Consider the following 26,375-nt stretch of genomic DNA (forward strand, 5'->3'; position numbering starts at 1 on the left):
GGTCATGGACAAGAGAAATTCAGGGAAGCGTCGCGAAAAGACGGCGTTGGCCAAATGCCTGACGGCGGTGGCGATGATGGCGGTACTGAGCGCCTGTGGCGTCACCGACCGGGTTGGCAAACGGGTTGACGACACCTGGGCGGGCGACATGCTGTTCGACGACCAGGAGAAGGTCACCCTGACCTCCGACGGCGGCAACCAGCTCAATCCCGATGCGTCCGGCCAACCGCTTTCGGTGGTGCTGCGCGTGTACCAGCTGACCTCACTGGAGCGCTTTGCGTCGGTCGACGCCGACACACTGTGGGACGACCCGCAAAAAGCCCTCGGCAATACCCTGATCGAGAACCGCGAAATCACCCTGCTGCCGGGCATGGGCCAGGTCGACAAGTGGCCGCTGAACAAGGCCACCGGCTATGTCGGCGTCGCCGCGTTTTTCCGCACCGACGAGAACAGCCGCTGGAAGGTCGCGTTTGACGCCAACTCCCTGCGCAAGGACGGCATCTGGTTCTCCTCCGACGGCCTGCGGGTGCTGGTGGACGACAACAAGGTGTCCGCCGTCAGTGGCGTCGACGTCCTGGACAAACCCAAGACCCAGGAGCAGCTCGCCAAAGCCGCCGCCCTGCCCGACCAGCCGGCCGAGCCCACGCTGACCGAGCGCGTGCAGGACGTCGTGGTGCAGAAGGCCCAGGACCAGGCGAGTGCCTCTGCGCAAAAAGCCGTGGACTCGAAATTGAATTCATTTTTGGAAGGCGCTCAATGAGTAAGCAAAGCCGGGTGATGTGGTCCGAAGGCATGTTCCTTTTGCCACAACATTTCCAGTATCAGGATGAGTTCCACCAGCATCAGCTGGCGCAGGCGACCCTGCGCAACACGCCCTTTCACTGGGGCGTGCAGCTGCTGGAAGTGGACGAGGAAGCCCTCGCCACCGGCTCCCTGCAGCTCAAGCGGCTGAAACTGGTGTTTCCCGACGGCAGCCTGTTCGACGCGCCGCAGCACGATCCGCTGCCGGCCGCCCGCGACCTGAAGGACCTGCTCAAGGGTAACGACCTGAAGGTCTACGCCGCGCTGAAACTGCCGGAGCCCTTCGGCCTGAACTACGTCGAAGACGGCCAGGAGCAGAAGACCGGGCGACGTTTTCGCAAGCAGTTCGACACCTTGCCGGACCTCAACGAAGGCGACCTGGAAAACGAAATCACCAGCCTGCGCCTGAACGTGGTGATGCTGATCGACGGCGACAACCTCGATGGCTACACCTGGTGCCCGATCGCCCGGTTGTCACGCAACAACATCGGCGGCTTCAACCTCGACGGGCATTTCGTGCACCCGACGCTGCACTTGGGCACCCATGACACCCTGATCGGCCTGGGCAAGCGTTTGCTCGGTGCCCTGCAATCGAAAAGCAAGGCGCTGTCGGGTCGGCGTCGCGAGCGCGCCGACCAGATTGCCGAGTTCGGCTCAAGCGACGTGACCCTGTTCTGGCTGTTGAACACGGTGAACCGTGCCCACCCGGCCCTGGCGCACCTGCTCGCGCACCCGCGCCTGCACCCCGAGCGCCTGTATCTGTTCCTGGCAGAACTGGCCGGCGGCTTGCTGACGTTCTCGCTGGACACCCAGCTCAACGACATTCCCGAGTACGACCACCACGACCCCGCGGCCTCGCTGGTCAGGCTCGACGAAATGATTCGCGTGCTGCTCGACAACGTGGTGCCGAACCAGTGCGTGGTGATCAACCTGACCCAGACCAAACCCTCGTACTGGCAAGGGCAGTTGCACGATCCACGGCTGGCGGAGGCGGATTTCTACATTTGCGTGCACGCCGACATGCCGGGCGCGAGCCTGCTGGAACTGGTGCCACGGGCGTTCAAGGTCGGCTCGCCGGAAGACATCGAAGTGGTGGTCAACAGCGCCATGCCGGGGGTCACCCTCAATCATTCGACCCGCCTGCCCAATGCGATTCCGGTGCGACTGGACAATCACTACTTCTCCATCGAGCCCCATGGCCGGGTGTATGAACGAATGATGAGTGCCCAGGCCATCTCCTTCTATGCGCCCAGCGCGTTCACCAACCTCAAGCTTGAACTGATGGCGGTACTCAAATGACCGAAGCCGTAATGCAAGGCGCCGTTGCCGCCGCCCGTGAAAAACCGACGCTCAAGGACCTGGTGCAGGACTTCATCAGCATGGCGCTGATCGTGCGCAAGGGTCGCCAGGTGACGTCGGTCAGCGCCTTCGAGGCGAGCGTCGACAGCTTCTTCAAGGCGCTGGAGCTCGATGCCCGTGGCGCCAACTACAGCGTTGAACAGGTCAAGGACACCCAGTACGCCCTGTGTGCGTTCCTCGATGAAAGCGTGTTGCGCTCCGGGGACAACGAACTGCGGCGGCACTTTGAACTGCAACCCCTGCAGTTCCGCTATTTCGGCGTGCACCTGGCGGGCGAAGGCTTCTTCGAAAAAATCGATGCACTGCGTGGCGACGTCAAGCAGAACCTCGATGTGCTCGAGGTGTACCACCTGTGCCTGGCCCTGGGTTTCGAAGGCAAGTTCAGCCTCGGGCAAAAGGACCAGCTGCGCTACCTGGCCAATACCCTGGGCCAGGACATCGCGCGTTTTCGCAAGACGCCCAAGGCCCTCTCGCCTGACTGGGCATTGCCCGACCAGGTCTCGCAGATGCTGCGCCATGAAGTACCCCTGTGGCTCTACCTGGCGCTGATTGCGCTGGTCTGCGCCGGGGTCTACCTGACGCTGGACTGGCTGCTGGGCAAAGACGTAGCCGCGTTGTCCGAACAAATCAGCCAGCTGTTCAGTGCCTGAGCACAGGTCAGGTAACCGAGTCAGGAAGACATGAAGACATTATTGCGTTCGTTGAAAAGTTTTTGGTTCCTCGTTCCCGTCCTGTGGCTGGCGAGCCTGGCGGTCTGCTGGTTCGTGGCCCCGCACGTGAGTTGGCTGCGCGGTTATGCGCTGGAGGCGATGGCGCTGATCAGCGCCTTCTACCTGCTGGTCATTGTGCTGCGTCAGTACAAGCGCATCCGCGCCGAGCACAACCTTGAGAACCTGGTACAGATCGAAGTCGATCGCTCGCTCAAATCCTCGGGTGAGTTCCGCGACCAGCACGTGCTGCGCGAACGCCTCAAGCACGCCATTGCGATGTTGCGCACCGACCGCTCGGCCGGTGGCGGCGGCTCGTCGGCGCTTTATGATTTGCCTTGGTACCTGGTGATCGGCATGTCCGCGGCGGGCAAGACCTCGCTGCTGACCCGCTCGGGCCTGTCCGCCAGCATTGCCAGCAGCGCCAACGACACACAAAGCGGCACCCAGCATTGCGATTGGTATTTCAGCCCCGAGGCCGTGATGATCGACACGGCCGGCCGATACCTGCGGGACGACCCGTCAGCCAGCGAATTCGCCGCCTTCCTGCGGCTGCTGAAAAAGCAGCGCAGCAAGGCCGCGGTCAACGGCCTGGTGTTGGTGGTGAGCCTGCCCGAATTGCTGGCGTGCAGCGCTTCCGAGCGCAACGAACTCGCCGCACAACTGGTATCGCGCATCGAGGAATACAACGATTGCCTGGGCGCCAATCCACCGATCTACCTGATGCTGAGCAAGACCGATCAATTGCCGGGTTTCAGCCAGGCGTTTGAAGGCCTGGACCTGAACGAGCGCCAGCAACCGCTGGGCATGACCTTCGGTTTGTCCGAGATCCGCAACCAGGGCCTGCGCCCGGTGCTGGATGCCAAGCTGGCCAACCTGCACGGTCATATACGTCGCCACGTCGACGCCCAGATGATTGCCCTGGGCGCCGATGCCGACAGCGCGCTGCTGAACTTCCCGAACTATTTCGCCGAGCTTTCCGGGGTGCTGGAGCAGTTCCTCCAGCACTTCGCCGAAACCCGTCGCAGCGGTGCGCCACTGTTGCTGCGCGGGCTGTATTTCACCAGCGCCCTGCAGACTGATCAGCAGTTGAGCCAGGTGTATGAAGACGACCTGGCCGAGTCGTTCGCCTTGCAGCCAGCCCCCGAGCAGCAGCCGCACAGCAGCGGCAAGACCCTCAGCGACCGCAGCTACTTCATTACTGATACGTTCCGTCGGGTGATCTTCCCGGATCGTGACCTGACCCTTTATCAATCGCGCCTGGGCAAGAACACCTCCGCCAGCCCTGCCCTGTTGGGCCTGGCGGTACTGGCCGGTGTTGCGTTCATCGGCTGGCAAGCGCTGTCGTTCCAGAACAACCGGCAGTGGCTGGCCGCATTGCGCGAGCAACTGAGCGAACTGCAACAAGCCCCGGACCGTGCCGAGTTACTCGCCTCGGGCCAGGGCCTGGAGCTGCTGCGCGAGCAACTCACAGCCATCGAAAGGCACCGTGCCAACGGCGTGCCGCTGCAATTGAGTGCCGGTCTCTATCGTGGTGACGACATCTACCTCGTTGCGCAGACCGCTTACTTGCAGCAACTGCGCACCCAGGCGCTGGAACCCGTCACCGTGCAACTGCAATTGCAGATGCGCACCTTCAATGAATTCGCCAGGACCATGGATGCGCAGAACAGCTATGCGCCCGCGCCAAACAAGGCCAAAGCCCGCGCGTCGGGCCAGAAACTGCCGACCCGATTGAACAACCTGCCGCGCAGTAGCGGTGATGTCGCCAGCCGCCTGACCGGTGCCGCCAAGGGTGCCGCGAACAAGGTACGGGGCGAAGCGCTGACGGCGCTGCGCAACCCTGCCACCGCGAGCGATGCCGCGGATCTGTCGGCGACCACCGGCGGGCTGTCGTTGTCCGAAGAAATGCTCGGCCGGCTGGATGAGCGCCAGGTCGCGTCCATCATCGAATCCTATAATGCGCTGAAGCTCTACCTGATGCTCACGCAACCGGCCACCCACCCGGACCCTGAATTTGTCGGCGCTGCGTTGCCGGTGGCCTGGGCCAATACCGCCAGTGCCGACCATCCTGTCAGCATCGAGGTGATTGAGGACAACTCGCCGGTCTATGTGCAATTGCTCAAGAATGGCCAGGCACCGGCCTTGTCGCGTAACGAGCAGCTCATCAGCGAAACCCGCAACAGCCTGAAGTCCTTCATGATTTCCAGCTCGCTGGTGGACCGTGAATACCTGCGCCTGCAACTGGAATCCAGCCGTCAGTTCCCGGCCGTTGGCTTGAGCGACCTGGTGCCGCTGCCCGGCCGCCAGCTGCTGTACGGCAGCGAAGCGGTCCCGGCGATCTTCACCCGCCAGGGCTGGGAACAGTTCGTCAAGCCTGAGCTGATCAAGCTGGTGTCGGGCAATCTGCAAAACGAAACGGACTGGGTGCTCGATGGCGAAGGCGGCGACAGCATCGTGCAGAAAGCCAACTTCATCCGTGAGTTCATGACGCGCTACAAGCGCGACTACACCCAGGCCTGGTACACCTTTGTCGACAGCGTTGGCGTTCGTCATTTCACCGACATGGCCAATGCCACCCAGCAACTGTCGCTGCTCAGCGACGTGCAGAACTCGCCGGTGAAAACCCTCCTGGCGGCGGTCAACGACAACACCCAGTGGGACGTCCCTGCCCCCCGCGAAACCCTGCAGGCGGGCAACAAGCCCGATGACGGGTTCTGGAGCAGCGTCAGCGGGATCTTCGATGGCAAGAACACGGCGCCCGGTGCGCTGGTATCGCCTCTGCCGGCGGTCGACGACGGCAGCCTGGCGAAGCGTTTCGAACCGGTATCGCGGGTGTTCGCCGTGCAAAACGCCGAAGGCGCCGACAGCACGATCATGGACCGCTACCTCGCGGCCTTGCGCAAGCTCAAGGTGCGGATGAACAACATCCAGCGCTCCCAGGACGTTGGCAAGAGCAGCAAGCAGCTGATCAGTGAAACCCTCGAAGGCCAGCCGAGCGAAGTGACCAGCGTGCGCAACTATGTCGAGACCACCGTCGACACCAGCCAGGGCGGCCTGTCCGATTCGTTGCAGGGCCTGTTCAGCCTGCCGATCCAGTTTGCCTGGGAAACCCTGCGCGACCCGGCCGGCCAACAGATAGCCAAGGCCTGGGCGCAGCAGATCGCCAAGCCCTGGGAGCAGGTCATGGCGCACCGCTACCCGATTGCGCCAGGCAGCCGCAATGAAGCCTCGGTCAAGGATCTGCAGCGTTTCGTCGACCCGGAATCCGGGCTGCTGCCGAACTTCAAGCGCAACGAGATCGGCAACCTGTCCGGTGGCGAAGGCCTGGGGATGAGCAGCAACAGCAAGGCCACGCCGCTGGTCAACCCGAACATGGTCAACAGCATCGACAAGGCCAGTTCGTTGGGCCAGGTGATCGCCAGCCTGTCGGACCGCGACAACGGCTTCGAGATCATGCTCGAGCCTTCCGCCAACCTGACCGACATCATCTTCACCCTCGATGGCCAGGTGCAGCACTACCGTAACGGCCGGACCAGCTGGAGCCGTTTCTCCTGGCCGGGCACGACCACCACGCCGGGCGCACGCCTGGATGTGGTGACCCTGAGCGGCGAGCGCATCACGGTGTTCGACTACCCGGGCCGCTGGGGCCTGCTGCGCATGAACGACAGCGCACGGGTCAGCGATCTCGACGGCATCCAGCAACGCTTCAGCTGGAACACCGGCAGTGGCCCGGTCAGCCTCGCCGTGCGCAACTACGGCGGCGTCAAGCTGACCGACCTGGCGAACGTCAAGGCGCTGAGCGCGCTCAATGCCAAAGAAGGTCAAGCGCTGTGAGCCGGCGAACCTTGAAGCGGGGTCGCGGCCAATGATCGGCTGCTTCGGCAAGGTCCCCGCAAGCCCGGACTTCGTCAGCCTGCAAGGTGCGGGCGACGACGTCTGCGAGTTCGACGGCTGGCTGCAAGGCGCACTGGCCGCCCTGCAGCATCGCGACGACTGGCGCGAGCTGTTCGACGCCTTGCCGCTGTGCTTTTTCAGCTACCGCGCGCGCAGCGGCAACTGGTTGCTGGGCGGGCTGATCAGCTCGAAGGATTCGAGTGGGCGGCGCTATCCGTTTTTCATTTTCCAGACCCTCAAGGCCAGCGAAACCGAGCCGCTCGTGAATCCGTTCACCCTGGGCGAACTGTTCAGCGGGCAGATCAGGCCGCTGCTGCACCTGGCCGTCCAGGGCGAGAGCACTTCGGTGCTGTTCGAGCGCATCAAGGCCCTGCGCCCGCTGCAAGGCCAGGACTTCGAGTTGTTCCGGCGCGTGCATGACAAGTTCATGGTGAACTTCAACCTGCGCGACATCAGTACCGCGCTCGAAGGCGCCTACCCGGAGTTCGTCACCAACGCCGTGCTGACCCGGCTGCAGGCCCTGAGAAAGCACTTGGTCCAGGTAACACCGATCGGTATCACCCTGCCCTTGCCGGCGGAAAGGGGCTTGAAAAACCCCACCGCCGATCTGTGGGTCACCTGGCTGACGCACATGACCCCGGAGCGCGCCGTGCCGCACGTCAGCCTGCTGGCGGACGATTTCATGCGCCCCCGGCTGATCTGTTTTGCCTCGCGCCATACCAGCGATGCCTATCGCCTGCTGACCGGCATCAATGACCGCTCGCAGAGCTATGACGTGCTGGCGTCTTTCGACGCCTTTGACGAGCACCACCGCCAACACGCCTTTGCCGAAATCGACCGCCCTCTGGGTGACGTTATCGACCGTTTTGTCGATGCCCTGGATTCGAAGCCTGTATGAACAAGATCAAGTATTACTTCTTGCGCTATCAACCCTACATCCTGGGGGTGTGCTTTTTCCTCACGATCTTCGTGGTGTGGGGCATCGGGCGTGCGTTCGGCTTCAGTTCACTCAACAGCCTGCTGACCGGCATCGGCGTGTTCCTGCTGCTGTCCGCCGGTTATGTGCTGCTGCTCTACCGTGGCGTGTCGCGGCATCACAACCTCGAAGGGCTGCTGCGCGAGGATGCCGACCAGGCCGTGTTGAACGCGAGCCCGGCGGATCGCGAGGAAGTCAGCCTGTTGCGCGAGCGGTTGTTGCAGAGCATCGAGCGCTTGCACAGCAACAAGCCTCGGGGCAGCAACCCCAAGGATGCGCTGTATGCCCTGCCCTGGTACCTGGTGGTCGGCCAGCCGGCCGCAGGCAAGAGCACCATGCTCTACCAGTCGGGCCTCAATTTTCCCTACGCCGAGCGCGAAGGTGTGCGAGTCGCAGGCCTGGGTGGTACGCGCAACTGCGATTGGTTCTTCAGCTCCGAGGCCGTCCTGCTGGACACCGCCGGGCGCTACATGAACAACCAGGAAGAGGCCGGTAAATGGCGCGCCTTCCTGCAACTGCTGCGCCAGCATCGTCAGCGCCGGCCACTCAACGGCCTGATCGTTACCGTCAGCATCCACGACATCCTGCAGACCTCGCTCGAAGATCAGGAGCGCATCGCCAAGCGCCTGCGCGAACGCATCCAGGAAACCCATGCCCTGCTGGAGGTGCGCCTGCCGGTCTACCTGGTGTTCACCAAGTGCGACCTGGTGCCGGGTTTCACCCCCTTCTATCGTCAACTGGACGAAACCGCCCGCGGCGAAGTGATGGGCAAGACCTTCTCCCACAAAGGTTACGAGCAGGCCGACTGGGGGCAGCGCTTCGGCGCCGCGATGGACGAGTTGGTCAGCTATTGGCAGCAGGTGGCGAGCCAGCAGCTGGTCACGCAGGACATCCAGATCACCCGGCAGGATTCGGCGGTGTATCGCTTCCCGCTGGAACTGGCGGCCCTCAAACCAAGGCTGCAACTGTTCGTCGACGCCCTGTTGCGCGCCAACCCTTATCAAAGTGCGGAACTGCTGCGCGGCTTCTATTTCACCAGCGCCCTCGACGCCGACCAGCCGGAATCGGGCGGGCACGCACGGCAGGTGACTGAACGCTTCTCGCTGGAGGGTGAGCGGGAGATCGCCAACGGCAACGCTCAACCGCGCCCGCTGTTCATCAATAGTCTGTTCCGCAAAGTCATCATTCCTGACCAGCACCTGGTGGCGCTGTACACCACCAACCACCGCGAGCGTCGGCGCAAGGCGACCTGGATCGGCGCTGCCGCACTGGTCGCAGTGCTGCTGTGCAGCCTGTTGGGCTGGTCGTTTGTGAACAACCGAAACACCTTGCACAGCCTTTCAGCAGAACTGACCCAGGCGGTAGCCGATGACCGCTCCGCCACCTTGCAGTACACCGCCTGGCAAACCCTGGATCGCCTGCGCTTCTGGACCGCGCATTACTACGCGCAGCACCACGACGAAGGTGTGCCGCTGCGCATGCGCCTGGGACTCTATCAAGGCTACAAGGTAGAACCACTGGTGCGCAGCCGCTACTTCGACCGGCTGGAAAGCGTGATGCTCAAGCCCACGGCCGACAACCTGACCCGCTCGTTGTATTTGCTGACCACCCTCAAGGTCTATCAGCGCAATGCCAAGGAATTGATGCCGGTGACCGGCGTGGACAGCGTCGAACCCAAGGCGTTGCCCAATGACAACCGGGCGCAATCCATTGCGCAGTTCGGCAAGGCGACGCTGGACACCTACGTGATGCTCTCGCGTGCCCAGCGGGAAAAGGCCGACCCTGGGTTCCTGAAAGCGAAGATCCCGGACTACTGGTACCCGGCGATGGCCCGCCAGGTCGGCAATGCCAGTGTCGCCGCCGCGGACTATGAGTTCGCCAGCCGCCAGATCAACTTCTACAGCGACCAGATTCACGAGCCCGACGTGCCGCGAATCCTCGACAACGCGTTCCTGGTCTCCAGCTCGCGCAATTACATCAACAGCCTGCTGACCCAATCGCTGCGCTCGATCGAAACCATCACGCTGGAGTCGGACACCCTGTTCGCCTTTGGCCGAGCCGACTTCCAGAGCCTGAAGAATGAAGGCCAAGGCCAGCTGAGTGCGATCGCCGGCAAGCTGCTCAGCACCCCCAATGTCGGGAAAATCATCATCGCCGGGCACGCCGATCAACTCGGCGATCCCCAGGGCAACCTGCAGGTTTCCCGGCAGCGGGCACAAACCATCAAGACCTATCTGGTGGGCAAAGGCGTACCGGGCGAACTGGTCGAGGCCGTCGGCGAAGGCAGCACCCGGCCCCTGGTCAAGTGCGACATGCAACAGCCAAGGACCCAGCTGATCCGGTGCCTGGAGCCTAACCGACGGGTAGAAATCGAGGTGCGGGCGCTCAACTGAAACGCCGCATCCGATGGAGAAAAATCGCTGCCCGGGCCGATCCCGGGTTGGCGCAACAAGCCTCTGTTGATCGATTCAAAGAGGTTAAAGCGAAGGGCTGTGATCTGTTTGCAGGTGACATCCTTTTTAATGAAGGTAAGGAGAAAGTAAAAATGGCATTTGACGCATACATCCAGATCGACGGCATTCCAGGCGAAGTACTGGACGACAAGCACAAGGATTGGATCGAAGTGCTGGGCTACGAGTACGGCGCCACCCAGGCGACCTCCGCGACAGCCAGCTCTTCGGGTGGCGCCTCGTCGGAGCGTGTGGCATTGAGCGACTTCAGCATCCGCAAAGCCGTGGACAAGGCTTCCGCCAAGCTGTTCGAAGCCTGCTGCAAGGGCACGCACATCGCCAAGATCCAGTTGAACGTCAACCGCGCCGGTGGCGACAAGGTGACGTACCTGACCATCAACCTGGAAGAAGTCGTGGTGTCTTCCGTCAAGGCGGTCGCTGGCGGTAGCCAGGGCGGCGAAGACAAAGCGGTGGGCGACCTGCCGATCGAAGAAATCAGCTTCAACTTCGCTCGCATCAAGACCACCTACACCCAGCAGAGCCGTGCCGACGGCCAGGGCGGCGGTAACGTCACCGGTGGTTGGGATCGCACTGCCAACAAGGTTTTCGCGTAAAACCCTGGCAATAACGGACCGCGAAAGCGGTCCGGTTTCAGCACCGCGCCCGCGAAAGCGGGCACGGTGTTCTTTTATTCCGATCCGAGTTGCCTATGTCTGAATTTCTCAACGACCTTTCGCTGGCCGAACTGACAGCGCCCATCAACGGCGGGAGCGGCGAAGACCTGAGCTTTTCCACCTTGTTCGACCAGGTGAAAGAAGCGCGGCGAGCAGACCCCGATTATCTGACCCAGGGTGACTGGCAAACCGACCTCAAGTCTTCGGACTGGGACCTGACCCTCACCCTGGCTGCCCAGGGCCTGGCTCGACAGAGCAAGGACCTGATGCTCGTCGCCTGGCTCAGTGAAGCCTTGGCGCACAAGCACCATTTCTCCGGCATCACCTTTGGCCTGACCCTGGCCGAACGCCTGCTGGACAATTTTTGGACCGGCCTCTTCCCTTCCCTCGAGGATGGCGTCGATGAACGCGCGGCCCGCCTGGCGTGGATGAAAACCACCCTGGCGGATGTGGTGGGCGGATTGCCCATCACCCAGGGCCAAGCGTACGGCCTGCTGCGGTACGACGAATCCCGGCACGTCGAAAACCTGGCGTTGCAGAACCCCCAGGCCATGCGTGCCGCTCTCGACGAAGGCAAGATCAACGCCGAGGTGTTCCAGCGTTCGGTGGTGCTGACCGACTCCGATCACCTGCGCCAGAAGGCCGGCGAAATCGCCGCCAGCCTCAATGCCTGCGAGCAACTGCAGAGCACCGCCGACAGGCTGTTCGGCCAGGACGCGCCGAGTTTTGCCGGGCTCCATGACGTGTTGTCCCGCGCAGGCCAACTGGCCGAAAAACTGCTCAAGGATCGCGGTATCGAACTGCACCCGGCCCCTGTCGCGCCCACCGCGGTCGTCGGCGAAAGCGCCGGCGCACAACCTGAAGGTGCAGCAATGACCCAGACCCAGCAAGACATTCCCGTCACGCCGCTGCGCACCACACCGCAAACCCGCGACGAGGCATTCACCCTGCTGGCGGGTATCGCGCAGTACTTCAAGCAGACCGAGCCCCAGAGCCCTGTTCCCTACCTGATCGAACGTGCGATCAAATGGGGCAACATGCCACTGGAGGGTTGGCTGAGCGATGTGATCAAGGACAGCAACGTGGTGGACAACATCCGCGACGTGCTGGGGACGAAGTCTTGATGGCAGGCCGACAGTTGAAAAACTGCAGGCAAAAAAAATCCCGGGCAGCTGATGGACGCCCGGGACTTAAAAATGCATAAACCGTGGTGGTGAACGCGGGGCGGATATTACGCAATATTTCGCCCTGTAACAAGATATTATCGTTAACCGTTCAGTTACTAAGATCTCTAAGCTGTTATATATCCAGATATTTTTTACGGTTAACCTCGAAACTACCTTAACTACAAGAACCAGCGATACTCACGGGCACTGATCTCATTCAAGAATGCCAGATGGTCCTGGCGCTTGTTTTCGCAATACACATTGACGAATTCCGCGCCCAAACCTTCACGCAGTTTTTGGTGGTTTTGCATGGACTGCACCGCTTCGAGCATCTCCAGCGGGAAGTCGATGCCACTGTTGCGGTCTTCGTTGAGCGGGGCGATCGGTTCGTGACCCTGCTCGAGGCCTTGTTCCATCCCCACCAGGATAGCGGCGAGTACCAGGTACGGGTTGGCGTCGGCGCCGGCGAGGCGATGTTCGACCCGCAGGTTCCTGGCGTCCGACTCCGGCACCCGCAGGCACGCGTCCCGATCCTCGAAGCCCCAACTGGCGCGCGAGGCGACGTTCACCGTGGCGCTCAAGCGCCGCATCGCGTTGTGATTCGGCGCGAAGATCGGCATGCAGTGTGGCAACACATCCAGGCAACCGGCCACCGCATGGCGCAACGCCTGTTGCCCTTTCGTCGCCAGCAGGTTGTTGCCCGCCTCGTCGTAAAGGCTCACATGCACATGCATGCCGCTGCCGGGGTGCTGCAAGTAAGGCTTGGCCATGAAACTGGCGCGGTAGTTGTGCTTGAGGGCCACGCCGCGCGTGCTGCGACAGAACAAGGCGGCCCAGTCGGCGGCGCGCAGGCCATCATCGAGATGACCGAAATTGATTTCGAACTGGCCAGGGCCGAGTTCGGCGGTGATCACCGTGGCATCGATGCCTTGGGCACGCGCGGTCTCGACCATTTCATCGAGCACCGGGGCAAAGCGCGAGAGGCGTTCGATGTGCATGTTCGGCTGGTCGTCCGCATCGCCGGTCAGCGGGTCGCGGGCAAACTGCGGCAAGCCATCACGCAACTGGCTATCGAACAGATAGAACTCCAGCTCGAACGCCACCACGGGAAAAATCCCTTTGCGGCCAAGCCGAGCCAGCACCTGGGCCAGGACCTCACGGGGTTCGAATTCGATCGGTTTTTCCGTGCCGTCGGAGGTGATCAGCATCTGTCCCAGCGGTTGCTTCTCCCAGCTCACCAGCTTGAGCGTGCCCGGCACCAGGCGGCGCAACGCGTCCGGATCGCCATCGTTGAAGCAGTAGTCGCCGATCTTGAACAGCCCGCCCTGGGTGCCGAGCAACACGCAGTTTTGCGGCAACTTGAGGGCGCTGCCAGCGGCCACTTTTTCAAGCATTTCGATCGGGTAGCGCTTGCCGTAGAAATGCCCGGGAATGTCCAGGGAAATCAGGTCGACATGGCGCACCTCGGGGTAGCGCTGACGAAACCCACGCACTTCGGCCAGCAGATCAGAGCACACAGCATCCATCGTTTTGTTCCTTGCTTGTTTTATCAGGTGTAGACCCAGAGCACGCGGGTCAGTTGGGCCGAGAGGTTGCCGTAGCGGCAGTGGGCATGACTGGCCAGTTGAAAGCTGTCGCCGGCGCGCAGGGTCACCGGATCGTCATCATCCAGCCACAGGGTCAGCTCGCCTTCCAGGACATAACCGCCCTGCTCCGAGCTGTCCTTCATGTGCCGGTCACCGCTGCTGGCACCGGGTTCCAGCTGGCTTTCGAGCATGGAAAAGGACGCGCGCATTTTTGGCGAGACCAGGATGTCGGTGATGCCGTCGGCGTAATACAGGGTGCGGCGCTCATCCGGCCGGGTCACCCAGGGCAGCGCCATGGGTTTTGGCAGGCTGTAGAAATAAGTGGTCGGCACGCCGAGGGTCTCGCTGATCGCGGTCAAGTCCGCCACCGTGGGGCGGGACAAGCCGCGCTCGACCTGGGAGAGAAACCCCACGGAACGGCCGATCTTGTCGGCCAGATCCTTCAAGGTGTACTTCTTGTGCTTGCGCAGGTCCTGGATCAGGATCGCCAGCGCCGAAATCTCTTCTTGCATGTCCATCTAAAGGCTTCCAGAAGTGGCCGATTCAAATGCTGTCGCGCAGCCGGTACCAGGCTTTGCCGATGGCTTCCAAGGGTGCTGCCATGTATTTTCCGCCGGGAAAGCTGCCATTGGTCAAACCCTGGTACAACGCCAACTCATCCGGCTGGCCGAGAATGGCGTCGGACACCGCCCGCGCCCCGGCCAGGGTCGGCAGCACGCCGTGCCCGGAGTAGCCCTGCAACCAGTACAGGTCGCCGCGTCGACCGATGTCGGGCGTGCGCTTGAGCGTCAGGTCGATGTGCCCGCCCCAGGCGAACTCCAGTTCAATGCCTTTCAATTGTGGAAACACCCGTTCCAGGCACGGCCGGGTTGCACTGGCAATGTCCTTGGGCATGCCACCCAGATAGGTGCAACCGCCGCCGAACAGCAGCCGGTTGTCCGGCGTGCGGCGGAAATAATCGAGCACGAACTGGTTGTCCGTGACGCAGGCGTTGCTCGGTAGCAGCGCAGTGGCCTGGGCATCGGACATCGGCGCCGTGGCAACCTGATAAGTCCCAACGGGCAATACGCAACTCGCCAGCTGCGGGTCGAGCCGGTCCAGATAGGCATTGCAGGCCAGTACCAGGACATCGGCGCGGATGCGTCCGCGATCAGTGGTCACCACGTAGCCGTTTTTGTCCTCGCGATAATTCAACGCCTTGCTTTGTTCATGAATCACGCCACCGGCCTGCTCGATCGCAGCGGCTAGCCCCAGCGCCAGTTTCAACGGGTTCAGGTGCCCGCCTTCGGGATCGAACAGGCCGGCATGATAGCGCTGACTGGCCACCCACTCGGGCAACTGGGCGCGCTCGATGAAGCGCAAACCGTCATGTCCCCATTTGTGGCTGGCCTCGTGTTGCCATTCGGTCAACAGGCTGACCCGGCGTGGCATCACCGAGGTCCACAGGTGGCCGGGTCGGTAGTCGCAATCGAAGCCATGGCGTTCGGGTAATTGGCGCAACTCTTTTGCTGCCCAGCGCATGCCGTCCCACAGCCGCCGGGCGCGTTCGTGACCCAGGGCGGCTTCCAGGGGTGGCATGTCACAGGACCAACCGAGAATAGCCTGGCCGCCATTGCGTCCTGATGCGGCCCAGGCGACGCGGCTGGCTTCCAGCAAGGTCACGCGTTTGCCGGCCAGGGCCAGGCGCAGCGCTGTGTGCAAACCGCTGAAGCCGGCGCCGATGACCAGCACGTCGGTGCTCTGCTCGCCTTCCAATGCTGCTCGATTGACCAGGCGATCGGCGCAGGTGTGGGCGTAGTAGCTGGCGACATGCTCGGTGGATTGCTGAAACATTTACCGGCTCCATGAAATTTTATAGTTTTAATTTCATGAAAAAATACAGGTTTAATTTCATACACGCAAGGTTGGTATCTTCGTTGGGGATGACTTGGCGGCCTGACAGATGACCCCTCTCCCACGGCCGCCCCCGATCCACTGTAGGAGCTGGCTTGCCAGCGATGGTCGTCAACGATGACGCGGGGAGCCTGATACCCCGCGTCATCGTTGACCTCCATCGCGAGCAAGCTTGCTCCTACAGGTAAGGGTGAAACCATACAAGTTGCGCCTACAGGCATTTCATCGCGACGTTTTTCAACCCATAAATTTCCCACCAGTTAAAAAACTTTCACAAAAACCTCTGGACGCACCCCCAGCATTCCCTTTATAAAGCCACCAACAGGAATATTTTATTCCTACCAAGAAAATGCGCTCAAGGAATGAGCCTCGCTGTCCGCTGACATTTTTTCGCTATGCGATGAGCTGCCGCCATCATCCCGAGGACGTGTCATGCAACACGAGAAAAACCATTTCATCATCAAGATCACCTGTCCCGCGGTGTCCGGCATTGTCGCGGCCGTCACCACTTTCCTCGCGGACAACGGTTGCTACATCGGGGAGATGGCGCAATTCGACGACGATTTCAGCGGCCGCTTTTTCATGCGCGCGGTGTTCCGTTTCAACGATGGCCATGCCGGGGATATCCAGCAGATCAAGGACGGTTTCAGCGACGTCGCCCAGGCCTTTGACATGAATTGGGAACTGCATGACACCCGCGAGCCCATGCGCGTGCTGCTGATGGTGAGCAAGTTCGACCACTGCCTGACCGACCTGCTCTATCGCTACCACAAGGGCGAGATGGACATGACCATCACCGCCATCGTCTCCAACCACCTCGACCTGCGGCCGATGGCCGAGCGCGAGGGCATTCGGTTCATCTACCTGCCAGTGACCAAGGACACCAAGGCCCGCCAGGAAGCCGAGCTGATGAAAGTGGTCGACGACACCGGCACCGAGCTGGTGGTGCTGGCGCGCTACATGCAAATTCTCTCCGACGACCTGTGCAAACAACTCTCCGGTCGGGCGATCAACATTCACCATTCGTTCCTGCCCGGCTTCAAGGGTGCCAAGCCGTATCACCAGGCGTATCAACGCGGCGTGAAACTGATTGGCGCCACCGCCCACTACGTCACCAGCGATCTCGATGAGGGGCCGATCATCGAGCAGGAGGTGCAGCGGGTCGATCACGTCTACCTGCCGGACGACCTTGTCGCCACCGGCCGTGACACCGAGACCGTGGCCCTGTCCAAGGCGGTCAAGTACCACCTGGAACACCGGGTCTTCCTCAACCAGGATCGAACGGTGATCTTCCGGTGAACATTCCTCGACTGATTGACGGCAAGGCCGCCGCCGCCCGGGTGTTGATCGAGGTTCGCAAGGACGTCGACAGCCTGCGCGCGCGAGACATCCAGCCGGCCCTGGCCGTAATCCTGGTCGGCAGCGACCCGGCCAGCCAGGTCTATGTGCGCAACAAGATCCTGCGCGCCGAAGAGGTCGGCATCCGCTCCCAGGAACATCGCCTGCCCACAGGCACCCGCACCGAACAACTGCTCGACCTGATCGCCCGCCTGAATGCGGATCACGCGATCCACGGCATTCTCTTGCAACTGCCCTTGCCTGCCCATGTCGATGAACTGCGGGCACTGCAAGCCATCGATCCAGGCAAGGATGTCGACGGTTTCCACAGTGAAAACGTCGGTGGCCTGAGCCAGGGCCGCCCGGTGCTCACGCCCTGCACGCCCAGCGGTTGCCTGTATTTGCTGGAACAGACCTGCGGCGATTTGCGCGGCAAGCACGCGGTGGTGATCGGCCGTTCGAACATCGTCGGCAAGCCCATGGTCGCCCTGTTGCTCAAGGCCGACTGCTCGGTGACCGTGCTGCACTCGCGCAGCCCGGACCCGCAAGCCCTGTGTCGCCAGGCGGACATCGTCATTGCCGCCGTGGGTCGTCCGCGCTTGATCGACGCCAGCTGGCTCAAGCCCGGCGCGGTGGTGATCGACGTCGGCATCAATCGCATCGACGACGCCGGTCGCAGCCGCCTGGTCGGCGACGTCGACTTCGACAGCGCCTTGCCCCAGGTCGCGGCGATCACCCCGGTACCCGGTGGTGTGGGGCCGATGACCATTGCCTTCCTGATGAAAAACACCGTGACCGCGGCCCTTATGCAACACCACAGCCAATCGGAGGCCGTATGCCCTTCAATCTCCTGAAGTACGGGTTGAGTTCCGAGTACCCGGTCGAAGTGGACCTGCCGCCACCGCGCGAGCTTAAATCAAGCTATGACGTGGTGATCATCGGTGCGGGTGGCCATGGCCTGGCCACCGCCTATTACCTGGCGAAATACCACGGCATCAGCAACATCGCGGTGCTGGAAAAATCCTATCTGGGCGGCGGCAATACCGCGCGCAACACGGCAGTGATCCGCTCCAACTACCTCACCAGCGAAGGCGTGCGTTTCTATGCCGAGTCGGTGCGGATGTTCCAGGGCCTGTCCAACGAATTCGATTTCAACATCATGTACTCCGAGCGCGGCCAACTGACCCTGGCCCACACCGATGCCACCGTGCGTTCGTTCCGCCAGCGCGCCGAGGTCAACAAGCACTTCGGCGGGCGCACCGAGATGATCGACCGCCAGCAGATTCGCGAACTGGTGCCCAGCCTCAACCTCGACCCCGGCCACCTGCCGGTGATCGCCGGCCTCTGGCACATCGATGGCGCCACCGCGCGCCACGACGCCGTGGCCTGGGGCTACGCCAAGCAGGCGGCCAAGCGTGGCGTGGAAATCCACCAGCTCACCGAGGTGCAGGACCTGATCATCGAGAACGGTGCGATCACCGCCGTGAAGACCAACCGCGGCACCATCCAGTGCGGCTGCGCGGTGCAGGCGATCGCCGGGCACAGCTCCTTGCTGATGGCCAAGGCCGGGATTCGTTCGCCGATCCAGACCTTCCCGCTGCAAGCCATGGTCACCCAGCCCTTCAAACCCTTTCTCGATCCGCTGGTGAGTTCTTCGGCGCTGCACTGCTACGTGCAACAGACCAGCCGCGGCGAAGTGGTGTTCGGCGGCGGCTCCGATCCGTACCCGCTGTTCAACACCCGTTCCACGCTGGACCTGAAGGAAAGCCTGCTGGCCCACGCCATCGAGATGTTCCCGTTCCTGGCCAACGCCAAGCTGATGCGCCAGTGGGCCGGGATCACCGACATGACCCCGGACTACAGCCCGATCATGGGCCTGTCGCCGGTGAAAAATTACTACCTGGACGCCGGTTGGGGCACCTGGGGTTTCAAGGCCACGCCGATCTGCGGCAAGACCATGGCCGAACTGGTGGCCAGCGGCGGCAAGGTCCCGGAGCTGATCAAGCCCTTTGGCCTGGAGCGCTTCTCGACCTTCCGGCAAGTCAACGAAATGGGCGCAACGGCGGCCAGTCACTGAGGGAGAGCGGACCATGAAAATCATCCATTGCCCGCTCAACGGGCCACGCAATATCAGCGAATTCACCTATGGCGGCGAATTCAAACCCATGCCCGACCCGGTCACGTGCAGCGATGCCGAGTGGGCCGACTACGTGTTCAACACTGACAACCTCGCCGGTGTGGTGCGCGAATGGTGGATGCACACGCCTTCGAGCTACTGGTTTCTCGCGGAACGTCACACCGTGACCGACGAGATCCTGCGCACCTTCGACCCCAAGGAACTTTTCCCCGCCCGCGTCGACTTCAACGCCGCCCAGGAGATCGCCGGATGAACCGCCTACCCGCCCCGATGGGCCTACTGATCGACCGTGACCAGCCGCTTGATTTCAGCTTCGATGGCCAACCCTACCAGGGCCTGCAAGGCGACAGCATCGCCAGCGCCCTGCTCGCCAACGGCCGTTTCCTGATTTCCCGCTCGTTCAAGTACCATCGCCCGCGTGGCCCGCTGACCATGGCCGGGCAGGACGCCAACAGCCTGGTGCAACTGCCCCAGGAACCCAACGTCCTGGCCGATGCACACGCGCTGGCGGCCGGTTTGCAGGTGACGGCGCAGAACGTCAACGGCTCGCTGGACAACGACCGCGATGCGTACCTGGGCAAGTTCTCCAGATTCATGCCGGTGGGCTTTTATTACCGCTCGTTCTACAAGCCCAAGGGCATGTGGAAAGTCTGGGAACCTATCATTCGCAAGAAAGCTGGCCTGGGCGTACTGGACCTCAAGTTCCAGCCCGAATACTACGACAAGGCCTACCTGTTCACCGACCTCGCCGTGATCGGCGCCGGTCCCGCCGGGCTGCACGCGGCACTGACCGCAGCCAATGCCGGGGCCAAGGTGCTGCTCATCGAGCAACAGCCGGTTCTCGGCGGATCGCTGACCTATGCCCGCTTCGACGTCGCGGGTACACGCGCCGACGCCTTGCGCCGCGAACTGCTGGAAGCGGTGCAGCAGCACGCCAATATCCGCATCCTCACAGAGGCGACCTGCAACGCCTGGTTCACCGACAATTACCTGCCGGTGATCCAGGGTAAACGCATGTACAAGGTGCGCGCCCGCCAGTGCCTGGTATGCAGCGGTGCATTCGACCAGCCGGTGGTGTTTCGCAACAACGACTTGCCCGGCGTGATGCTGACCAGCGCCGCGCAGCGCCTGATGAAGCTCTACGCGGTCAAGCCGGGCAAGCGCGCGGTGGTGCTGACCGGCAACGATGACGGTTACCTTGCCGCCCTGGATTTGTTTGACCAGGGCGTGGAAGTCGCCGCGGTGGTAGACCTGCGCCATGGCCCGGGCGATGAAGCCCTGCTCGGCGCGCTGGCGCAACGCAAGATCCCGTGCCAGCGCAACAGCACCGTGTACGAAGCCCTGCACGAAAAAGGCCTGCGCCATGTCAACGGCGTCGACGTGCGCCAGATCACCGCCCAGGGCCAGGTTGCCGAGAGCGGGCAGCGCCTGGCCTGTGACTTGCTGTGCATGTCCGCCGGCTACATGCCGGTCTATCAGCTGCTGTGCCAGGCCGGTGGCAAGCTGGCCTACGACGACCAGCGCGCCGAATTCACCCTCAGCGGGCTGCCGCAAAACCTCGCGGTCGCAGGCTCGGTCAATGGCCGACACCGCCTCGACAACGTGATCGCCGACGGCGTCAACGCCGGTGCCGACGCCGCCGCTGCGCTGGGTCTGGCGGTCGGCGCGCAACGTGCGCCCCTGGGCAGCGAGGTGCGGGTCAACTTCAACTGGCCGATCTTCCCCCACCCCAAGGGCAAGGACTTCGTCGATTTCGACGAGGACCTGCAAGTGGCGGACATCGTCAATGCCACGCGCATCGGCTATCGCGACGTGCAACTGGTCAAGCGTTATTCCACCGTGGGCATGGGCCCCTCGCAAGGCCGCCACTCGGCGCTGCCGACCGCGCGCCTGGTCGCCTGGGCCACCCAGCGCAACATCAGCGAAACCGGAGTGACCACCGCGCGCCCGCCCTTTGTCGCGGAAAAACTGGCCCACGTCGCCGGTCGCGCTTTCGATCCGTATCGCCAAACCCCCATGCATACCCGGCACCTGCAAGCCGGGGCGAAGATGATGCCGGCGGGCATCTGGCAGCGCCCGGCCTTCTACGGCCAGGCCAGGGACCGCGAAGCGTGCATGCAGGCCGAAGCCCTGCACGTGCGCAACAAGGTCGGGATCATCGATGTCTCGACCCTGGGCGGCCTGGATGTGCGCGGCCCGGACGCCGCCGAACTGCTCAATCGCATGTACACCTTCGCCTTCCTCAAGCAGCCGATTGGGCGAAGCCGTTATGCGCTGATGACCAATGAACATGGGGTGGTGATCGACGACGGTGTCTGCGCGCGGTTCGCCGAAAACCACTTCTACGTCACCGCCACCACCAGCGGCGTGGATCGCATCTACCAGCAGATGCTCAAGTGGAACGCGCAATGGCGCCTGGACGTGGACGTCGCCAACGTCACGGCGGCGATCTGCGCGGTCAATGTCGCCGGCCCCGACTCGCGCAAAGTGCTGGAGACAGTCTGCACCGACCTCAACCTGAGCGCCGCGGCGTTCCCCTACCTCGGCGTGCGCCAGGGCACCGTGGCCGGCATCAAGGCCCGGCTGTTGCGAGTCGGTTTTGTCGGCGAACTGGGTTACGAAATCCATGTACCTGCGCGCCATGGCCTCAAGCTGTGGGACGCGCTGATGGAGGCCGGCAAGGCCCATGACATCCGCCCTTTTGGCGTGGAGACCCAGCGTTTGCTGCGCCTGGAAAAAGGCCATGTGATCATCAGCCAGGACACCGATGGCATGACCCATCCGGCGGAAATCGACATGGGCTGGGCGGTCAGTCGCAACAAGCCGTTTTTTGTCGGACGGCGCTCGGTGGACATCCTCCAAGCCCAGCCGCAAACCCGCAAACTGGTGGGCTTCACCTTGCCCAAGGACAGCCTGCAACCGCTTGAAGGTCACCTGGTGCTCAACGGCCTGGACATCAGCGGCAACGTCACGTCCTGCGAGTACTCGGCGAGCCTGGGCAAGATCATCGGCCTGGCCTACGCCGGCATCGACCAGAGCACACCCGGGCAACGGATTGCGATCCGCGTCGAAGGTGGTCGCGTGGTTCAGGCCGAAGTCGTGTCGCTACCCTTTTTCGATCCCGCCAACCTGCGCCAGGAGCTTTGAGCCATGACCAGCCTGACACAACAACACAGCGCCGGTCAGCCGGCCCTCGCCCTCCTGTCCCGCTGTGCGCTGACCGACCTGACCGATCTGCCCCGGGTCGGCTTTCGCGGCGCCGCCAGCGCGCGCTATTTGCAGAGTCGGCACTTCGTGCTGCCGGACGCGCCCAATCGTGCCGTCGCCCAGGTTGACGGCAGCTGGGTGGTGCGTCTGTCCCAGACCGAATACCTGCTGCTGGGCAGTGCCCAGGACCAGGGCGAACGCATTGCCGACGAAGAGGCTCGCTGGGAGTTGGACCATCAAGCCAACTACCTGCTGCCGCGCCAGGACAGCCATGCCTGGTTCCAGCTCAGTGGCGAACATTTGCCCGAGGTCATGGCCAAACTCTGCGGCGTGGATCTGAGCGCGCAGGTGTTCGGCGCCGGCGCCGTGGCGCAGACGTCGGCTGCGCGGATCAACGTGATTGTGATCAATGCTACGTCGGTGCAATTGCCGAAGTTGTTCATCCTTTGTGACCGGGCGTCGACGGCTTACTTTCATGGTGCGTTGCTGGATGCGATGGAGGAGTTTTCGGGCATGGCATAAAAGTGTTTGTGGCCATACGCAGCTTTCGTCTGCGCTGCGGACACCTGTAGGAGCTGGCTTGCCAGCGATGAGGCCGGCACATCCAACATCTCTGGTGACTGACACACCGCCTTCGCTGGCAAGCCAGCTCCTACAAGGGATTTGTGGCCATACGCAGCTTTCGTGTGCGCTGCGGACACCTGTAGGAGCTGGCTTGCCAGCGATGAGGCCGGCACATCCAACATCGCGGGTGACTGACACACCGCCATCGCTGGCAAGCCAGCTCCTACAAGGGATTTGTGGCCGTACGCAGCTTTCGTGTGCGCTGCGGACACCAGTAGGAGCTGGCTTGCCAGCGATGAGGCCGGCACATCCAACATCTCTGGTGACTGACACACCGCCTTCGCTGGCAAGCCAGCTCCTACAAGGGATTTGTGGCCGTACGCAGCTTTCGTGTGCGCTGCGGACACCAGGAGCTGGCTTGCCAGCGATGAGGCCGGCACATCCACCATCTCTGGTGACTGACATACCGCCATCGCTGGCAAGCCAGCTCCTACAAGGGATTTGTGGCCGTACGCAGCTTTCGTGTGCGCTGCGGACACCAGTAGGAGCTGGCTTGCCAGCGATGAGGCCGGCACATCCAACATCGCGGGTGACTGACACACCGCCATCGCTGGCAAGCCAGCTCCTACAGTGGATTGGGTGTTGCCGCGAGAGCGCGGCTACCTGAAGAAATGACTGGGCGTCTTGCCGAACTGTTTCTTGAACATGCTGGTGAACGCACTGGGGCTGTCGTAGCCCAGCTCACCGGCAATGTCGATGATCTTCTCACCGACGGCAATGCGCTCCAGGGCCAGGAGCAAACGCGCCTGCTGACGCCATTGGCCAAAGGTCATCCCGGTGTCCTTGCGGAACAGACGCTGGATGGTTTTTTCGTCGAGGTCCAGTTGTGCGCTCCAGTGCGCCAGGGTCGAGCCATCGCCGGGATCGCGTTGCAACGCCGAGCACACCACCTTGAGCCGCGGGTCCGTAGGCTGAGGCAGGTGCAAAGGCAAGGTCGGCAGGATCCGCAGTTCATCGAGGATCAGGCGCATGACCCGGCCTTCGCGCGAGTCCGCGTCGTAGGGTCCGGTGATCTCCACCGAGACCTTGATCAATTCACTGAGCAACGCCGAAATACTCACCGCCCTGGGTTCGGATGGCATATCCGCAAACGATTCAGGCCTCACGAACAGGCTGCGCATTTTCAACGGGCCGACGCAGCGAATCGAGTGAATGTGCCGGCTCGGCATCCAGATCCCACGGCTGGGCGGTACCGTCCACTGGCTCAACCCCGAGTGCACCACCATCACGCCCTCGATGGCGTAGATCAGTTGATGGGCTTGATGGGAATGCGCTTCGATCACCCAATTTTCCGGGTAATCGGTGGCGCTGCTGCTCACGGCACAGGCGCGCCCGTCGATCTCCCTGAGGAATTCATCCAGCGACTTGATCATGATGCCCTTTTTGCGATAGTCGATTCCCGGATTGCGCGAGACAGGCAATAGGACGGTCCCTAGGATAGCGCTGAACCCTGAAATGGCCAGCGCTTTTACCCAGCGCCCGCCGTACTTTTTGCCCTGGAAGGATCCCATGTCCATCAGTACCACCGCCTCCCCCACTGCCACCGCCTCAGTGGCCAGCCAGGCCAGCCCGCTGGTGATGCGGGTCATCGGCGCCTGTGCCCTGGCGCACCTGATCAACGACCTGATCCAGGCCGTGTTGCCGTCGATCTACCCGATGCTCAAGGCCACCTATGGCTTGACCTTCACCCAGGTCGGCCTGATCACCCTGACTTTTCAACTGACCGCTTCGCTGCTGCAACCCTGGGTCGGTTACTACACCGACCGCCACCCCAAGCCGTGGCTGTTGCCGGCGGGCATGGTCTGCACCCTGATCGGCATTTTGATGCTGGCCATGGTCGGCAGCTTCGGGGCGATTCTGGTCGCCTCGGCGCTGGTGGGCATTGGCTCCTCGACCTTTCACCCGGAGACTTCCCGCGTCGCGCGCCTGGCCTCGGGCGGGCGCTACGGCCTGGCCCAGTCGACCTTCCAGGTCGGAGGCAACGCCGGCAGCGCCTTCGGTCCGCTGCTGGCCGCGGCGATCGTCATCCCCTACGGCCAGGGTAACGTCGCCTGGTTCGGCCTGTTCGCGGTCTTCGCGATCCTCGTGCAATACGGCCTGAGCCGCTGGTACCGCAACCACCTGAACCTGTTCAAGCTCAAGCAAGGCACCAAGACCACCCATGGCCTGTCCAAACAGCGGGTGAGTTTCGCCCTGGTGGTCCTGGCACTGCTGGTGTTCTCCAAGTATTTCTACATGGCCAGCTTCACCAGCTACTTCACCTTCTACCTGATCGAGAAGTTCGACCTGTCGGTGGCCAGTTCGCAGCTGTACCTGTTCCTGTTCCTCGGCGCCGTGGCAGCCGGCACCTTCTTCGGCGGGCCGATCGGCGACCGGATCGGGCGCAAGCAGGTGATCTGGTTCTCGATCCTCGGCGCCGCGCCCTTCACCCTCGCCCTGCCCTATGTCGACCTGTTCTGGACCGGCGTGCTGAGCATGATCATCGGCTTCATCCTCGCCTCGGCCTTCTCGGCCATCGTGGTCTTTGCCCAGGAACTGGTGCCCGGCAACGTCGGCATGATCGCAGGGGTGTTCTTCGGCCTGATGTTCGGTTTTGGCGGCATCGGCGCGGCGCTGCTCGGGCACCTGGCGGATATCCACGGCATCGAGTACGTGTACACGCTGTGCTCGTTCCTGCCGCTGCTGGGCATCCTGACGATCCTGTTGCCGTCTACCAAAGGCGTTTAGCGGCCAGGTTTTGCGCCAGCGTCAAGGCATTGCCCAGTGCCGCGCCGCTGGCGGTGTTGTCGAAGATGCACCAGGCGCACGACCCGTCCGCCGTGACTGTATGCATCTCGTCCGCCAGCCGTTCAAGCCGATGCTCTTCATAAGGGCTGTAATAGATGCGCGGCGAGCCATGCAGCCGCCAGTATTTGAGCCCCGGCCATCCCCGAGGCGTCGAGTCGGTGCTGATGCGCGAAGGATCCACCGCGGCCTGGGCGATGCGATAGTGCACCAGCAACGCCTCGGCCTCAGTCCAGGACTCGTGCCGAGGTTCAAGCACCACGTGCCCGGCAAAACACCGCCTGAGACTGACGAAAAAAGCCTCGGAATTCGCCGGGGCAAACTCCAGCGACGGCGGCAGCTGCACCAGCAGGCAACCCAGGCGATCGCCCAACCCGGCACATTGCAGCACAAACTCCTCGAGCGCCTGGTCGCAGTTCTGGAGGCGCAGCTCGTGGGTGATCAGCTTGGGCGCCTTGACGCTGAACCGGAAATCGGCCGGCACACAGACGCCCCAGCGCTGGTAGGTCTGGAGGCGATGCGGGCGATAAAACGAGCTGTTGATCTCAACGCAGCTCAGTCGCGCGGCATAACGCTGCAAGTGAGTGCCTTCAGCCGTAAAGGCGACCGAATATTCCCGGCCCAGGCTCCATCCGGCACACCCTGTGAAAATTCGCTGAGCGTTCACGTCCATCTGCCTCTACCAGTGCCTATGACTAAGGGCGCGGCACTGCTGCAGCGGTTCCTTTTTTCGTTCACGACAGCGGATCAATGGTCGACCGCCTTGGGTGATCGCC

The 26,375-nt window shown here is 62.5% G+C and carries 20 protein-coding genes; 15 read left to right on the forward strand and 5 right to left on the reverse strand.

The genetic code is table 11. The features are described from left to right. Window positions 1-4: 4 nt before the first annotated feature. The 8 genes from tssJ to tssA all read left to right on the forward strand — a co-directional run bounded on the left by tssJ (window position 5) and on the right by tssA (window position 11,988). Window positions 5-760 (forward strand): type VI secretion system lipoprotein TssJ, encoded by a 756-nt coding sequence (tssJ, locus tag ACYP2Q_RS18115; RefSeq protein ID WP_459731759.1) that lies wholly within the window; start codon window positions 5-7, stop codon window positions 758-760. After that, the gene (tssK, locus tag ACYP2Q_RS18120) at window positions 757-2,100 is read left to right on the forward strand and encodes a type VI secretion system baseplate subunit TssK (RefSeq protein WP_459731760.1); all 1,344 of its coding nucleotides are present in this window, start codon (window positions 757-759) and stop codon (window positions 2,098-2,100) included. The genes tssJ and tssK overlap by 4 nt, the downstream gene beginning before the upstream one ends. Continuing rightward, window positions 2,097-2,810: a type IVB secretion system protein IcmH/DotU gene (icmH, locus tag ACYP2Q_RS18125; protein ID WP_323628529.1), complete on the forward strand. Its 714-nt coding sequence runs from the start codon at window positions 2,097-2,099 to the stop codon at window positions 2,808-2,810. Before tssK ends, icmH begins: the two co-directional genes overlap by 4 nt. Window positions 2,811-2,840: 30 nt before the next feature. Next, window positions 2,841-6,704 (forward strand): type VI secretion protein IcmF/TssM N-terminal domain-containing protein, encoded by a 3,864-nt coding sequence (locus ACYP2Q_RS18130; RefSeq protein WP_459731761.1) that lies wholly within the window; start codon window positions 2,841-2,843, stop codon window positions 6,702-6,704. Between the two features lie 31 nt (window positions 6,705-6,735). Further along, on the forward strand, window positions 6,736-7,662 hold the full coding sequence (tagF, locus tag ACYP2Q_RS18135) for a type VI secretion system-associated protein TagF (protein ID WP_459731796.1): 927 nt from the start codon (window positions 6,736-6,738) through the stop codon (window positions 7,660-7,662). After that, window positions 7,659-10,133, forward strand: a complete 2,475-nt coding sequence (tssM, locus tag ACYP2Q_RS18140) for a type VI secretion system membrane subunit TssM (protein WP_459731762.1) — start codon at window positions 7,659-7,661, stop codon at window positions 10,131-10,133. Before tagF ends, tssM begins: the two co-directional genes overlap by 4 nt. Before the next feature lie 152 nt (window positions 10,134-10,285). Continuing rightward, window positions 10,286-10,804, forward strand: a complete 519-nt coding sequence (locus tag ACYP2Q_RS18145) for an Hcp family type VI secretion system effector (RefSeq protein ID WP_077183092.1) — start codon at window positions 10,286-10,288, stop codon at window positions 10,802-10,804. A 95-nt stretch (window positions 10,805-10,899) separates the two neighbouring features. Further along, window positions 10,900-11,988: a type VI secretion system protein TssA gene (gene tssA, locus ACYP2Q_RS18150; RefSeq protein WP_459731763.1), complete on the forward strand. Its 1,089-nt coding sequence runs from the start codon at window positions 10,900-10,902 to the stop codon at window positions 11,986-11,988. A 221-nt stretch (window positions 11,989-12,209) separates the two neighbouring features. Here tssA and ACYP2Q_RS18155 read toward each other — a convergent pair whose 3' ends face one another. From ACYP2Q_RS18155 to ACYP2Q_RS18165, 3 genes are read right to left on the reverse strand one after another with little or no spacing between them, the layout of a single operon-like run. Beyond that, the gene (locus ACYP2Q_RS18155; protein WP_459731764.1) at window positions 12,210-13,556 is read right to left on the reverse strand and encodes a glutamine synthetase family protein; all 1,347 of its coding nucleotides are present in this window, start codon (window positions 13,554-13,556) and stop codon (window positions 12,210-12,212) included. A 23-nt stretch (window positions 13,557-13,579) separates the two neighbouring features. Then, on the reverse strand, window positions 13,580-14,134 hold the full coding sequence (locus ACYP2Q_RS18160) for a helix-turn-helix domain-containing protein (protein ID WP_046820316.1): 555 nt from the start codon (window positions 14,132-14,134) through the stop codon (window positions 13,580-13,582). Window positions 14,135-14,159: 25 nt separating this feature from the next. Beyond that, window positions 14,160-15,449 carry an NAD(P)/FAD-dependent oxidoreductase gene (locus tag ACYP2Q_RS18165; protein WP_459731765.1) on the reverse strand — a complete coding sequence of 430 codons (1,290 nt, stop codon included), beginning with the start codon at window positions 15,447-15,449 and terminating at the stop codon, window positions 14,160-14,162. A gap of 492 nt (window positions 15,450-15,941) precedes the next feature. Here ACYP2Q_RS18165 and purU point away from each other — a divergent pair, with 492 nt between their 5' ends. Genes purU through ACYP2Q_RS18195 form a run of 6 tightly spaced genes read left to right on the forward strand, consistent with a single transcriptional unit; the run spans window position 15,942 to window position 22,713 of the window. Then, window positions 15,942-16,808: a formyltetrahydrofolate deformylase gene (gene purU / locus ACYP2Q_RS18170; protein ID WP_459731766.1), complete on the forward strand. Its 867-nt coding sequence runs from the start codon at window positions 15,942-15,944 to the stop codon at window positions 16,806-16,808. Beyond that, window positions 16,805-17,701 carry a bifunctional methylenetetrahydrofolate dehydrogenase/methenyltetrahydrofolate cyclohydrolase FolD gene (gene folD / locus ACYP2Q_RS18175; protein ID WP_459731767.1) on the forward strand — a complete coding sequence of 299 codons (897 nt, stop codon included), beginning with the start codon at window positions 16,805-16,807 and terminating at the stop codon, window positions 17,699-17,701. Before purU ends, folD begins: the two co-directional genes overlap by 4 nt. Then, window positions 17,683-18,924, forward strand: coding sequence for an FAD-dependent oxidoreductase (locus ACYP2Q_RS18180; protein ID WP_459731768.1), 1,242 nt, complete (start codon window positions 17,683-17,685; stop codon window positions 18,922-18,924). Before folD ends, ACYP2Q_RS18180 begins: the two co-directional genes overlap by 19 nt. Window positions 18,925-18,937: 13 nt before the next feature. Continuing rightward, complete coding sequence (locus ACYP2Q_RS18185) at window positions 18,938-19,237, forward strand: sarcosine oxidase subunit delta (protein ID WP_459731769.1); 300 nt, start codon at window positions 18,938-18,940, stop codon at window positions 19,235-19,237. Continuing rightward, window positions 19,234-22,131 carry a 2Fe-2S iron-sulfur cluster-binding protein gene (locus tag ACYP2Q_RS18190; protein ID WP_459731770.1) on the forward strand — a complete coding sequence of 966 codons (2,898 nt, stop codon included), beginning with the start codon at window positions 19,234-19,236 and terminating at the stop codon, window positions 22,129-22,131. The genes ACYP2Q_RS18185 and ACYP2Q_RS18190 overlap by 4 nt, the downstream gene beginning before the upstream one ends. A 3-nt stretch (window positions 22,132-22,134) precedes the next feature. Further along, window positions 22,135-22,713 carry a sarcosine oxidase subunit gamma gene (locus ACYP2Q_RS18195; protein ID WP_459731771.1) on the forward strand — a complete coding sequence of 193 codons (579 nt, stop codon included), beginning with the start codon at window positions 22,135-22,137 and terminating at the stop codon, window positions 22,711-22,713. Between the two features lie 701 nt (window positions 22,714-23,414). Here ACYP2Q_RS18195 and ACYP2Q_RS18200 read toward each other — a convergent pair. Next, window positions 23,415-24,236: an AraC family transcriptional regulator gene (locus ACYP2Q_RS18200; RefSeq protein ID WP_459731798.1), complete on the reverse strand. Its 822-nt coding sequence runs from the start codon at window positions 24,234-24,236 to the stop codon at window positions 23,415-23,417. Between the two features lie 88 nt (window positions 24,237-24,324). Between ACYP2Q_RS18200 and ACYP2Q_RS18205 the strand changes: the two genes are divergently transcribed. Further along, on the forward strand, window positions 24,325-25,542 hold the full coding sequence (locus ACYP2Q_RS18205) for an MFS transporter (RefSeq protein ID WP_459731772.1): 1,218 nt from the start codon (window positions 24,325-24,327) through the stop codon (window positions 25,540-25,542). Here ACYP2Q_RS18205 and ACYP2Q_RS18210 read toward each other — a convergent pair. Further along, window positions 25,526-26,272 (reverse strand): DUF72 domain-containing protein, encoded by a 747-nt coding sequence (locus ACYP2Q_RS18210; RefSeq protein ID WP_459731773.1) that lies wholly within the window; start codon window positions 26,270-26,272, stop codon window positions 25,526-25,528. The genes ACYP2Q_RS18205 and ACYP2Q_RS18210 overlap by 17 nt on opposite strands. Between the last annotated feature and the right edge of the window lie 103 nt (window positions 26,273-26,375).

It is taken from the genome of Pseudomonas sp. MHK4 (assembly GCF_054600775.1).

What these genes read in the sequence shown, in the direction of transcription:
- ACYP2Q_RS18205 (WP_459731772.1), top strand. Translation starts at nt 24,325, where the DNA reads ATGTCCATCAGTACCACCGCCTCCCCCACTGCCACCGCCTCAGTGGCC.
- icmH (WP_323628529.1), top strand. Translation starts at nt 2,097, where the DNA reads ATGACCGAAGCCGTAATGCAAGGCGCCGTTGCCGCCGCCCGTGAAAAA.
- ACYP2Q_RS18180 (WP_459731768.1), top strand. Translation starts at nt 17,683, where the DNA reads ATGCCCTTCAATCTCCTGAAGTACGGGTTGAGTTCCGAGTACCCGGTC.
- ACYP2Q_RS18195 (WP_459731771.1), top strand. Translation starts at nt 22,135, where the DNA reads ATGACCAGCCTGACACAACAACACAGCGCCGGTCAGCCGGCCCTCGCC.
- tssA (WP_459731763.1), top strand. Translation starts at nt 10,900, where the DNA reads ATGTCTGAATTTCTCAACGACCTTTCGCTGGCCGAACTGACAGCGCCC.
- ACYP2Q_RS18145 (WP_077183092.1), top strand. Translation starts at nt 10,286, where the DNA reads ATGGCATTTGACGCATACATCCAGATCGACGGCATTCCAGGCGAAGTA.
- purU (WP_459731766.1), top strand. Translation starts at nt 15,942, where the DNA reads ATGCAACACGAGAAAAACCATTTCATCATCAAGATCACCTGTCCCGCG.
- tagF (WP_459731796.1), top strand. Translation starts at nt 6,736, where the DNA reads ATGATCGGCTGCTTCGGCAAGGTCCCCGCAAGCCCGGACTTCGTCAGC.
- ACYP2Q_RS18190 (WP_459731770.1), top strand. Translation starts at nt 19,234, where the DNA reads ATGAACCGCCTACCCGCCCCGATGGGCCTACTGATCGACCGTGACCAG.
- ACYP2Q_RS18210 (WP_459731773.1), bottom strand. Translation starts at nt 26,272, where the DNA reads ATGGACGTGAACGCTCAGCGAATTTTCACAGGGTGTGCCGGATGGAGC.
- ACYP2Q_RS18185 (WP_459731769.1), top strand. Translation starts at nt 18,938, where the DNA reads ATGAAAATCATCCATTGCCCGCTCAACGGGCCACGCAATATCAGCGAA.
- tssK (WP_459731760.1), top strand. Translation starts at nt 757, where the DNA reads ATGAGTAAGCAAAGCCGGGTGATGTGGTCCGAAGGCATGTTCCTTTTG.
- tssM (WP_459731762.1), top strand. Translation starts at nt 7,659, where the DNA reads ATGAACAAGATCAAGTATTACTTCTTGCGCTATCAACCCTACATCCTG.
- ACYP2Q_RS18165 (WP_459731765.1), bottom strand. Translation starts at nt 15,449, where the DNA reads ATGTTTCAGCAATCCACCGAGCATGTCGCCAGCTACTACGCCCACACC.
- tssJ (WP_459731759.1), top strand. Translation starts at nt 5, where the DNA reads ATGGACAAGAGAAATTCAGGGAAGCGTCGCGAAAAGACGGCGTTGGCC.
- ACYP2Q_RS18130 (WP_459731761.1), top strand. Translation starts at nt 2,841, where the DNA reads ATGAAGACATTATTGCGTTCGTTGAAAAGTTTTTGGTTCCTCGTTCCC.
- ACYP2Q_RS18155 (WP_459731764.1), bottom strand. Translation starts at nt 13,556, where the DNA reads ATGGATGCTGTGTGCTCTGATCTGCTGGCCGAAGTGCGTGGGTTTCGT.
- ACYP2Q_RS18160 (WP_046820316.1), bottom strand. Translation starts at nt 14,134, where the DNA reads ATGGACATGCAAGAAGAGATTTCGGCGCTGGCGATCCTGATCCAGGAC.